Genomic DNA, 10,971 nt, shown 5'->3' with positions numbered 1-10,971 from the left:
CTCAACTAGAAAAACTGCCAGCAACTAACTGGCAGCTCTTCTTTCTTTCACGTAATTATAGGAAGTGTATAGAAGAATGTCAATCTCCTATGTCCATTATTAACCAACGTAAATTGTTTGTTGTTTCGCTTCCACTTCTTCTACAAATGTACCTAACACATTCGCAAGGTCTTCCCGTGTGTTACAAGCATTAATACCATTACGTACACTCGCATTACCACGAACACCTTTTAAATACCAAGCTGCATGTTTTCTCATCTCTCTTACAGCGACACTTTCATTCTTTAAGTCGATAAGACGATCTAGATGCAACATACATACATCAATTTTCTCGCGCACTGTTGGTTCCGGCATTAATTCACCTGTCTCCAAATACTTTACCGTACGATAAATCATCCACGGATCTCCAAGAGCAGCACGACCAATCATAACACCATCTACACCAATTTCATCAAGCATACGCTTTGCATCTTGCGGCGTTGCGACATCACCATTTCCGATAACCGGGATATTTACAGATTGTTTTACTTGTTTAATAATATCCCAATCCGCTTTTCCTTCATACATTTGCACTCGTGTACGTCCGTGAACCGCCACAGCTTGGCCACCAGCACGCTCAACAGCCCTAGCATTTTCTATTGCGAAAATATGTTCTTCATCCCAACCGATACGCATTTTAACTGTAACCGGCTTTTCAACAGCATCTACAACCGCTGCTACCATTTCATATATTTTATTCGGGTCTAAAAGCCACCTTGCTCCAGCATCACATTTAACGATTTTCGGCACTGGACAACCCATATTAATATCAATTATGTCTGCTGTCGTATATTTATCTACATATTTCGCAGCATCTACAAGAGTTTCTTTTTCTCCACCAAAAATTTGTAAACTTAATGGCTTTTCTCTCTCGTCGATATATAACATATCTAATGTTCTTTTATTATTAAGTAATATTGCCTTATCACTTACCATTTCAGCACAAACTAATCCGGCACCAAATTCTTTTACTGTTAAACGGAATGCAGAGTTACACACTCCCGCCATCGGTGCTAGTACAACCGGATTTTTCATCTCGATATTTGCAATCTTTAACAATCAATCTACTCCTTCCTGTACAATCACTTTGGCATTAATTCCTCTATCGAAACATTTAATGCCTTAGCAACTTCTACTACAAAATCTTGAGAAGGCGATCTATTCCCTCTCTCAACCTCACCTAAAACAGATACAGATACCCCTAGTGCTTTAGCAAAACCTTCTTGTGTGTAACCTTTTAGCTTTCGAAAAGCACGAATGCGCCTTCCCCATTTTTCTGCTTCCATACCGTTACTCCCTCTCGCCTTTTCATTTCTTCTACTTGTGAACATGAAATGTTTTGTTTTATGTCTTGATTAATTTCTAACAACGGAACGATAACAAAAGCTCTTTCAAACATCCGCGGATGCGGAACAATAAGATTCTCTGCTTCAATATTCTCTTGATTATAAAGTAAAATGTCAAGGTCGATAGTCCTCGGCCCCCACCTAATTTCCCTTTTTCTTCCTAGGTCATTTTCTACTTTTTGTGTTACTTTCAATAATTCTTGTGGTGATAAATTGGTAGAAATTTTTATAACTAAATTTAAAAAGCAACTTTGGTCAGTATAGCCAACTGGCTCAGTTTCATATACAGATGAAATATCATCAACCTGAATATAAGGATTTTTATTTAAAAACTGAATCGCTTCGGTTAGATACGTATAACGCTCTCCAATATTTGATCCTAATGCAATGTAAGCTATATTGTTCATGGACGTTCTCTCGTAATTTCTACTGCTACAGCACGATAATGACCCGGTATCGGTGGATCCGGCTTAATTACCTTAATTGTACAGCGCGAAATACTTTCATATTGTTTTAATATATCTGCAGCAATATTTTCAGCGATACTCTCCACAAGCTTATACTTTCTATCCTCAACAACTTTTCTACATAATTCGAAAAGCTCTCCATAATTGACCGAATGCTCTAAGTCATCACTTTCCCCTGCACGCTTTAAATCCAACTCCACCGTTAAGTCAACTTTAAATCTCTGACCTAATTTATTCTCCTCTGGGAACACGCCATGATAACCATAAAACTCCATATCATGGATATAAATTTTATCCAATTACCTTACCCCCTTACCAATCATCGCATCCATCATTTTAGCCATACGCGCCATTTCTTTCACATCATGGACACGAACAAACTCACAGCCCTTTTCAATACCAAGACAAACAGTAGCTCCCGTTCCCTCAAGGCGTTCCTCTACTGGCAAATCTAATACGTGCCCAATAAAGGACTTTCTCGAAGTACCTAAGAGAACCGGATAACCTAGCACATTTAACTGTTCTAAATTACGCATCGCCTCTAAGTTCTGCTCAGGTGTTTTAGCAAAACCGATACCTGGATCTAAAATAATATTCTCATCTCGCACACCAGCATTTTTAGCAATTTTAATACTGTCATACAAATCAGCAATCATATCCGCCATTAAATTACGATAATTCATGTCATCGCGGTTATGCATTAAAATGATGGGTACATCGTAATGAGCTGCGACTTCAGCAATTTTCGGCTCCGCCTTCGCTCCCCAAATATCATTAATAATATGAGCACCAGCCTCAATTGCTTGCTTTGCAACTTCAGCTTTATATGTATCGATAGATATAGGCAATTTTACTTCTTTTGAAACTGCTTGAATCATCGGGACAACTCGCTTTATTTCTTCTTCTACTGATACTTTAGCAAAACCCGGGCGAGTAGATTCGCCACCAATATCAATAATATGAGTACCTTCACCTTGCATTTCTTTTGCGTGACGTACCGCAGCATCTACCTCGTTGTAACTCCCACCATCAGAAAACGAATCTGGTGTTACATTTAAAATCCCCATAATTAATGTCTTTTCATTTAAATTCAATGTATATTCGCCGCAGCGTAAATCATAATCCCACTTCAAACTACACATCTCCTCTTCGTAATTCATTTTTGCTCCATAATTTCTCTCTTTGCATTCCATAAAGGTACATTAAACTTTTTGTAACCACTCCTACTTTACCCGGGAAATCCTGCGCTTCTATACGATAAAGCGGAACAATTTCTTGAATGGAGTTTGTTACGAAGACTTCATCCGCTGAAAGCAGCTCATCTTTTGTAAAGAAACCTTCCTTTACTTCTATATTTAATTCTTCAGCACTCTTTATAATAAACGCACGAGTGATACCATTTAAAATCCCTGTCTCTAACGAAGGTGTATATAAAACATCACCTTTCACAAAAAATAGATTGGAAACAATACCCTCTGCAACATAACCTGCTTCAGTAAGAAAAATACCTTCCTTACTCACAACATTTCCAATTTCACGCTTCCCTAAAATATTATTTAAATAATGATGAGACTTCAGACGAAATGTTCCTTCCGGTGTATTTCGCACTTGTTTTAGAATAACACCTTCTTTTTCCACTACATCTCCTGGAGCTGTTAAAGGTTTTATAAAAACAATAACCGAAGGCTCTTCATACATTTCCGTTTGTAATCCTATTTCATCTATACCCGCTGATACATTAAAACGTACATATGCATGCTTCAATTCATTCTTAGCGAGTAAATCTTTCAAAATAAGCATCACGTCATTTTTTGTCATTGTCCATTTAATTTGCAATGTATCCAGCGCTTCTATTAAACGGTCATAATGATCATCCAATAAGAAAGGGTGACCATTATAAATACGAAACGTTTCAAAAACTCCAAGACCATATAAATAACCATGATCATAAGGAGAAATTTTCGCTTCACTTGCTTCTACATACTGACCATTTACGTAAATTAACATAACGTTGCACTTGGACTGTATTTACAAATGAAATTCTGTAACAACTCTTTCCCATGAGAAGTCATAATAGATTCCGGATGGAATTGCACACCCTCTATCGGCAATGTCTTATGACGAAGTGCCATAATTTCTCCTTCCTCTGTCCAAGATGTTACCTCTAAGCAATCGGGTAACGTCTCTTTCTTAACAATAAGGGAATGATAGCGCGTCGCAGTAAACGGATTAGGAATATCCGAAAAAATCGTCTTTCCATCATGATGCATAAGCGACGTTTTCCCATGCATTAATCGTTCTGCACGGACAACCTCTCCACCAAACACTTGTGCAATGGATTGATGCCCTAGACAAACTCCAAAAATCGGAATCTTTCCAGCAAAGTATTTAATAACTTCCATACTAATCCCCGCTTCATTAGGACTACATGGACCTGGAGAAATCATTAGAAAATCTGGTTTCATATTCTCAATATCTGAAATGGTCACTTCATCGTTACGTTTAACAACGAGCTCTTGTCCAAGTTCTCCAAGAAACTGCACTAAATTAAATGTAAAAGAATCATAATTATCAATCATTAATATCATTTCTCTCACCTAACCGTTTCTTCGCTACGTTCTTTTGCACGCCATAAAGCAATCGCCTTTTTTAACGACTCTTTATATTCATTTTCTGGATTTGAATCAATTACAATTCCCGCCCCTGCTTGTACATGAGCTTTTCCATCTTTAGCAAGAAGTGTTCTAATTACAATATTCAATTCTGTATCTCCAGAATAACCAATCCAACCGATTGAACCTGTATAAATCCCTCTTCGAACAGGTTCTAATTCCTCAATAATTTCCATCGTACGTATTTTCGGGGCACCAGTAATTGTTCCCCCAGGGAATACAGCCTTCACTAAATCAAAAGCATCTTTATCTTCTTCCACCTCACCACGCACATTAGAAACAATATGCATAACATGTGAGTATTTCTCAATTACCATAAATTCATCTACTTCTACAGTGCCATATTTACAAACACGTCCTAAATCATTTCTTTCTAAATCCACAAGCATTACATGCTCTGCTCTTTCTTTTTCGTTCTCAATTAATTCTCTTGCTAATTCTTCATCCTCTTGCTCATCCGCGCCTCTAGATCTCGTTCCAGCAATTGGTCTTGTACTTACTTCAGTTCCTTGTTTCTTAATTAACAACTCTGGCGATCCACTAACAATTTGAAAATCCCCAAGCTCCAGGTAACCCATATATGGAGATGGATTAATTTCACGAAGACTTGTATAAATTTCTAGTGGGTGTGTCTGTAACGTTCTTTCTTGTCTCGTCGACAAGTTTACTTGGAACACATCACCCGCCCCAATATATTCTTGAATACATTCAACTGCCTTCATAAAGCCGGCTTCAGTAAAAGCAACTGCTTCACTTTTCTTTTCAGGACTTTCAAAGGGCACAGTCACTTCAGGCGCTTCTGTCATCCAAAGACTCTTCCACTCATTTAGCCGTTCTTTTGCCTCTTCATATTTATCTACATAATGCGTAATAACCCATAACACTTGTTCTTTTTGATCATAGACAAATACGTCATCAAATAATAAAAAGAAGATGTCAGGTATATTAATATCATCTTCCGCAAGAGAAGGCAGCTTTTCAATATAACGGATACAGTCATAACTGAAATAGCCAATTGCACCACCTTGAAAAGGCGGATACTCTGGGTTATAGTCCGTCTTCCATTGTTCCATATATTCTTGCATTAAATCTAACGGATTCCCTCGTTTTATTGTTTCCTTACCACTTTCACTTATATGTAACGTTTCATCCTTCCCTCGGATTACCGCTACTGGGTTCAGCCCTACAATGTTATAACGACCGCCACGGCCACTTTCTAACAAAATATGTTGCGATTTACCCTGAGAAAGAAATTTATATTGCTTAAAGAAATCTAACTGATATGGAATAGAAAGCGCTAAAGATTTTCTTCGTTGCATATCAACACCCCGTCTTCTTTTATCCCACCCTCTTAGATTAACCAGCTCAAACTACATAAGTTATTTATATAGAGATTGATTATACTCGAAGGCTAGTGAAAATAATTTAATTATACTACCTCTTATTTTACATGAAGTTTTCTAGTCATTCACTCTTTTCCTATTTCCAATCCCAAAAGAAAAAGCACCCTTTTTCAAGGATGCTTTTTCAATCGCGTTTAATTATGATTCAAATTGATAAAGTGGTGTACTTAAATAACGTTCACCGTTACTCGGGATAATAACAAGTACCTTTTTCCCTTTACCTAACTTTTTCGCAACTTCTGTTGCTGCATAAATAACTGCGCCTGAAGAGATACCAACTAAAATACCTTCCTCTTTAGCCACTCTTCTCGCATATTCAAATGCTTGCTCTGTTTTCACTTGAATAATTTCATCATATACTTCTACATCCAACGTCTCCGGAACAAATCCCGCCCCAATTCCTTGGATTTTATGTGGACCTGGTTTCCCACCAGATAATACTGGTGAATCTGCAGGTTCTACTGCATAAATTTTAATATCTTTATACGCTTCCTTCAGTACTTCACCAGCACCAGTAATCGTTCCACCTGTACCAATACCTGCAATAAACGCATCTAATTGGTCACCCATTTGTTCAATAATTTCTGGACCTGTTGTTAAACGGTGAATTTCTGGATTCGATTGGTTTTTGAACTGTTGTGGTATAAAGTAGCCATGCTCTTTTGCTAATTCAGTCGCTTTACGAATTGCTCCACCCATTCCTTCAGGCCCTGGAGTCAATACTAATTCCGCACCGTAAGCACGTAATAAATTACGACGCTCAATACTCATTGTTTCTGGCATTACTAAGATTGCATTATATCCTTTAGCAGCCGCTACCATCGCTAAACCAATTCCTGTGTTACCACTTGTCGGCTCAATGATTGTATCGCCCTCTTTTAATAATCCATTTTTTTCAGCATCTTCAATCATAGCTAATGCGATACGATCTTTAACGCTACTCCCCGGATTCATAAATTCTAATTTTAAGTATATATCTGCGCTGTCTGATTCTACGATGCGGTTCAACTTAACGATCGGCGTTTTCCCGATTAATTCTGAAACTGATTGTGCCACTCGCATTCCTGTCACTCCTAACACCGAGTATTTTTATTGGTTTTATCTATATTTAGATTTTGTCAGAAAATTCCCTGTTTGTCAATTCATTTGGAGGATTGCTCCTCTTAATTCCCTTATTACAAATTCTCGATTAAATTTGTAATATCTTCTTTAGAGAACTTGTATCGTTCATTACAGAAATGACAGTGAACTTCCGTCTCTTCCTCTTCTTCACGAACTTGCTCTAACTCTGTTTTACCTAAACTAATTAACACACTCTCAATACGCTCGCGTGAGCATGTGCAATTAAATTGAACATCCATTGTTTCTAATACTTTTACTTTATCTTCTCCAAGAACTGCATATAGTAGCTCTTCCGGAGAAAGTCCTTGTTCAATCAACGTTGATACAGGTGGAATCTTTTGTAAACGGTCTTCAATAAATGAAATCGTTTCATCTTGCGCACCCGGCATAATTTGAAGGATGAATCCACCTGCCGCTAATATGCTATCATCTCCATTTACAAGAACACCAACACCTACAGAAGAAGGCGTTTGTTCAGAAACTGCAAAATAATACGTAAAGTCTTCTCCTAATTCTCCTGAAACGATTGGAGATTGACCAATAAACGGCTCACGCATTCCAATATCTTTAATTACAGTTACAAACCCCTCTGTACCTACCGCTTGATATACACGTAACTTCCCTTGTTCTGTTCCTTCAAAATCAACATGCGGATTCGTTACATAACCACGTACATCTCCATTTGCATGAGCATCTACTAAGATAGGACCAATCGGACCGTTACCTTCTACCTTAATCGTTAACTTTTGCTCACCTTTTAACATTGCGCCCATCATTGTACCCGCAGTTAAAGAACGCCCTAGTGCCGCTGAAGCTGTTCTCCATGTATCATGACGTCTTTGCGCCTCACTTACTGTATTTGTTGTACGTACACTATACGCACGCACTTCTCCATCAAACGCTAACGCTTTTACTAAATAATCTTTCATACGTATTTATTCACCTTTCTCATGCTGTAAATTTGCATTACGTTCATATAACATGTATAAACCTTTTAACGTTAAAAATGGATCTACAATATCAATTACATTCGATTCTTCGGAAATTAATTTTGCTAATCCACCTGTTGCAATAACTTTAGGTTCTTGTCTAGCTTCTTCTTTCATACGCTTAACAATACCTTCCACTTGTCCAACATAACCATAAAGAATACCCGATTGCATCGCACTTACTGTATTTTTCCCAACTACACTGCTTGGTTTTGTAATTTCGATACGAGGAAGTTTTGCTGCTCTGCTATATAAAGCCTCTGCTGAAATCATAATTCCTGGCGTAATAACTCCACCCATATAATGCTTTTCTTCGTTAATATAACAATATGTAGTAGCCGTACCAAAATCAACAATAATAAGCGGACTTCCATATAAGTGGATTCCTGCTACTGCATTTACAATTCGGTCTGCGCCTACTTCACGCGGATTTTCATATTTAATATTTAGCCCTGTTTTTATCCCAGGCCCTACTACAAGCGGTTTAATTTTAAAATATTTTTCACACATGCGCTCTAAAGCAAACATAATTGGTGGTACGACTGAAGACACAATAATACCTTTCACATCTTCAAACGAAAGACCTTCATGCTCAAGCAATTGCTTTACAAGCATTCCATATTCATCTTCTGTCTTATGACGATCTGTTTCCATGCGCCAATGCTGACGAAGTTCCCCCTCTTCAAACACACCTAGTACAGCATTTGTGTTCCCTACATCCAATACAAAAATCATATTCTCACCACTTATCTTATTTAATCTATATTTGTGCAGTATGTATAAAACTTATAAAAACATCATATCACACATACTTATATAATCAGCTTTCCTATCCTCATCATTTTACAAAAAGATTGCTCTCTATTTCAATTTTTAATACTAGTTTTACTTAAATTACTTTATCCACTAAGTTCTCAATAGTAATTAACAAAGGTTTTAACAAACAAAAAAGGAGTGACGATAGTCACTCCTTCGTTTCTTACTTATCTTCTTTATCTTCATCGTCTTTCTTCATGTTGATGTTTACTTTCACATCATCTGAAGATGTTGGACGTTCTGGCAATCTGCCGTAATCACATAAATGATTGATTTGCTCAGCATCTAACGTTTCTACTTCAAGTAACGTTTTTGCAATAAGATCTAGCTTATCACGATTTTCAGTAAGAATGTCTTTTGCACGAGCATAACATTCTTTCATAATCGTTTGCATTTCTACATCGATATCGTGCGCAATTGCATCACTGTAGTTTTGCTCTGAATGGAAGTCTCTTCCTAAGAACACTTGACCACCTTGCGAACTACCAAATTGCATTGGTCCAAGCTTATCACTCATACCGAATTCTGTAACCATACGTCTTGCAATGCCCGTCGCACGTTGGAAGTCGTTGTGAGCACCTGTACTCACTTCACCAAATACAATCTCCTCAGCTACTCGACCACCAAGTAAACCAGTGATTTTATCAAGTAACTCTGGCTTTGTCATGAAGTAACGATCTTCTTTCGGAAGCATTACTGCATATCCACCAGCTTGACCACGAGGGACAATTGTTACTTTATGAACGACATCAGCTTCATCAAGAACAACACCAATTACAGTATGACCCGCTTCATGGAAAGCAACGATATTACGTTCTTTTTCAGAGATAACACGACTTTTCTTAGCCGGACCTGCAATAACGCGATCCGTTGCTTCATCAATATCACTCATATCAATTATCTTCTTATCTTGACGCGCAGCTACTAAAGCAGCTTCGTTTAATAAGTTTTCAAGATCAGCACCAGAGAATCCTGGCGTACGAGTTGCAATTGCTCTTAAGTTGATATTCTCATCAAGCGGTTTATTACGAGCATGCACCTTCAGTACAGCTTCACGGCCATTTACATCTGGACGATCTACTGTAATTTGACGGTCAAAACGACCTGGACGTAATAATGCTGGATCAAGAATATCAGGACGGTTTGTCGCAGCGATGATAATAATACCTTCGTTTGCACCGAATCCATCCATTTCAACAAGTAATTGGTTCAACGTTTGCTCACGCTCATCATGGCCACCACCAAGACCTGCGCCACGTTGACGCCCTACTGCATCAATTTCATCAATGAAAATGATACAAGGAGCATTTTTCTTTGCATTTTCAAATAAATCACGTACACGTGATGCACCGACACCGACAAACATCTCTACGAAGTCAGAACCACTGATAGAGAAGAATGGAACGCCAGCCTCACCTGCAACAGCACGTGCTAATAAAGTTTTACCTGTACCTGGAGGTCCAACTAATAGGACACCCTTTGGAATACGAGCACCAACTTCAGAGAACTTACGAGGGTCTTTCAAGAATTCAACTACCTCAACAAGTTCTTGTTTCTCTTCATCCGCACCAGCAACATCTCTGAAACGAACTTTTTTCTTTTCATCATTATATAACTTCGCCTTACTTTTCCCGAAGTTCATAACACGGCTACCGCCGCCTTGAGCTTGGTTTAATAAGAAGAAGAATAAAATGAAGATGATGACAAATGGAATGATTGAAGTAAAGAATGTTACCCAGGCACTTGTTTCTTCTGCTGGTTGATACTTAACTTCGGCACCTTTCGCTTTATCATTAATTTTCTTTTGTAATTCCTCAGTATTTGGTGCATAAGTAACAAATTGTTCTCCTTGGCTAGAGTTATTAAATTGTCCTTTTACCTCAAATACACCATTTTTCGGTTGAAGTTGCACATTACGCACTTCACCGCTTTCTAGTTTAGTAATGAATTTGTCGTAGCTAACTGATGTCGTTTTTTGTGTCGAACCATTAAAATAGCTCACGATTCCAATTACTACTAAGAATATCAGTAAATAAAAGATGGTATTACGGAAGATACGATTCATTCCTAACCTCCTCTCACGGCATAAACACTATAGTAAATCGTAACATAGAAAA

General features: G+C 37.9%; 12 protein-coding genes. All 12 read right to left on the bottom strand.

Annotated elements, in window-relative coordinates:
• Positions 1-99: 99 nt before the first annotated feature.
• Complete coding sequence (dusB, locus tag ACXKY9_RS00425) at positions 100-1,098, bottom strand: tRNA dihydrouridine synthase DusB (protein WP_000912251.1); 999 nt, start codon at positions 1,096-1,098, stop codon at positions 100-102.
• Between the two features lie 23 nt (positions 1,099-1,121).
• A complete protein-coding gene (locus ACXKY9_RS00420) occupies positions 1,122-1,325 on the bottom strand; it encodes a helix-turn-helix domain-containing protein (protein WP_000387024.1) in 204 nt (67 codons plus the stop codon).
• Entirely contained in the window at positions 1,277-1,792 is a 516-nt protein-coding gene (gene folK / locus ACXKY9_RS00415; protein ID WP_001059448.1) for a 2-amino-4-hydroxy-6-hydroxymethyldihydropteridine diphosphokinase, read from the bottom strand. The genes ACXKY9_RS00420 and folK overlap by 49 nt, the downstream gene beginning before the upstream one ends.
• A complete protein-coding gene (gene folB / locus ACXKY9_RS00410; protein ID WP_000358062.1) occupies positions 1,789-2,151 on the bottom strand; it encodes a dihydroneopterin aldolase in 363 nt (120 codons plus the stop codon). The genes folK and folB overlap by 4 nt, the downstream gene beginning before the upstream one ends.
• Entirely contained in the window at positions 2,152-3,012 is an 861-nt protein-coding gene (folP, locus tag ACXKY9_RS00405; RefSeq protein ID WP_038413903.1) for a dihydropteroate synthase, read from the bottom strand. It lies immediately after the preceding gene.
• Positions 2,987-3,859, bottom strand: coding sequence for an aminodeoxychorismate lyase (gene pabC / locus ACXKY9_RS00400; RefSeq protein WP_000909872.1), 873 nt, complete (start codon positions 3,857-3,859; stop codon positions 2,987-2,989). Before pabC ends, folP begins: the two co-directional genes overlap by 26 nt.
• Entirely contained in the window at positions 3,853-4,440 is a 588-nt protein-coding gene (gene pabA / locus ACXKY9_RS00395; protein ID WP_000602296.1) for an aminodeoxychorismate/anthranilate synthase component II, read from the bottom strand. The genes pabC and pabA overlap by 7 nt, the downstream gene beginning before the upstream one ends.
• 5 nt (positions 4,441-4,445) lie before the next feature.
• Positions 4,446-5,843, bottom strand: coding sequence for an aminodeoxychorismate synthase component I (gene pabB, locus ACXKY9_RS00390; protein ID WP_001189719.1), 1,398 nt, complete (start codon positions 5,841-5,843; stop codon positions 4,446-4,448).
• 222 nt (positions 5,844-6,065) lie between these two features.
• Positions 6,066-6,989, bottom strand: coding sequence for a cysteine synthase A (cysK, locus tag ACXKY9_RS00385; RefSeq protein WP_001261719.1), 924 nt, complete (start codon positions 6,987-6,989; stop codon positions 6,066-6,068).
• 113 nt (positions 6,990-7,102) lie between these two features.
• Positions 7,103-7,978, bottom strand: coding sequence for a redox-regulated molecular chaperone HslO (gene hslO / locus ACXKY9_RS00380; protein WP_000656372.1), 876 nt, complete (start codon positions 7,976-7,978; stop codon positions 7,103-7,105).
• 6 nt (positions 7,979-7,984) lie between these two features.
• The gene (locus ACXKY9_RS00375; RefSeq protein ID WP_000578368.1) at positions 7,985-8,773 is read right to left on the bottom strand and encodes a type III pantothenate kinase; all 789 of its coding nucleotides are present in this window, start codon (positions 8,771-8,773) and stop codon (positions 7,985-7,987) included.
• Positions 8,774-9,017: 244 nt separating this feature from the next.
• Positions 9,018-10,919 carry an ATP-dependent zinc metalloprotease FtsH gene (gene ftsH, locus ACXKY9_RS00370; protein ID WP_001079670.1) on the bottom strand — a complete coding sequence of 634 codons (1,902 nt, stop codon included), beginning with the start codon at positions 10,917-10,919 and terminating at the stop codon, positions 9,018-9,020.
• Between the last annotated feature and the right edge of the window lie 52 nt (positions 10,920-10,971).

Source organism: Bacillus sp. 2175 (assembly GCF_057812155.1).
The sequence above is the reverse complement of the archived record's forward strand: the minus strand, read 5'-3'. Positions and strand labels throughout refer to the sequence as shown.

Bases quoted from the DNA above. Each gene is read 5' to 3' on its own strand.
- ACXKY9_RS00375 (WP_000578368.1), bottom strand. From the start codon at position 8,773: ATGATTTTTGTATTGGATGTAGGGAACACAAATGCTGTACTAGGTGTG.
- pabA (WP_000602296.1), bottom strand. From the start codon at position 4,440: ATGATATTAATGATTGATAATTATGATTCTTTTACATTTAATTTAGTG.
- cysK (WP_001261719.1), bottom strand. From the start codon at position 6,989: ATGCGAGTGGCACAATCAGTTTCAGAATTAATCGGGAAAACGCCGATC.
- hslO (WP_000656372.1), bottom strand. From the start codon at position 7,978: ATGAAAGATTATTTAGTAAAAGCGTTAGCGTTTGATGGAGAAGTGCGT.
- folP (WP_038413903.1), bottom strand. From the start codon at position 3,012: ATGAATTACGAAGAGGAGATGTGTAGTTTGAAGTGGGATTATGATTTA.
- ftsH (WP_001079670.1), bottom strand. From the start codon at position 10,919: ATGAATCGTATCTTCCGTAATACCATCTTTTATTTACTGATATTCTTA.
- ACXKY9_RS00420 (WP_000387024.1), bottom strand. From the start codon at position 1,325: ATGGAAGCAGAAAAATGGGGAAGGCGCATTCGTGCTTTTCGAAAGCTA.
- pabC (WP_000909872.1), bottom strand. From the start codon at position 3,859: ATGTTAATTTACGTAAATGGTCAGTATGTAGAAGCAAGTGAAGCGAAA.
- pabB (WP_001189719.1), bottom strand. From the start codon at position 5,843: ATGCAACGAAGAAAATCTTTAGCGCTTTCTATTCCATATCAGTTAGAT.
- folK (WP_001059448.1), bottom strand. From the start codon at position 1,792: ATGAACAATATAGCTTACATTGCATTAGGATCAAATATTGGAGAGCGT.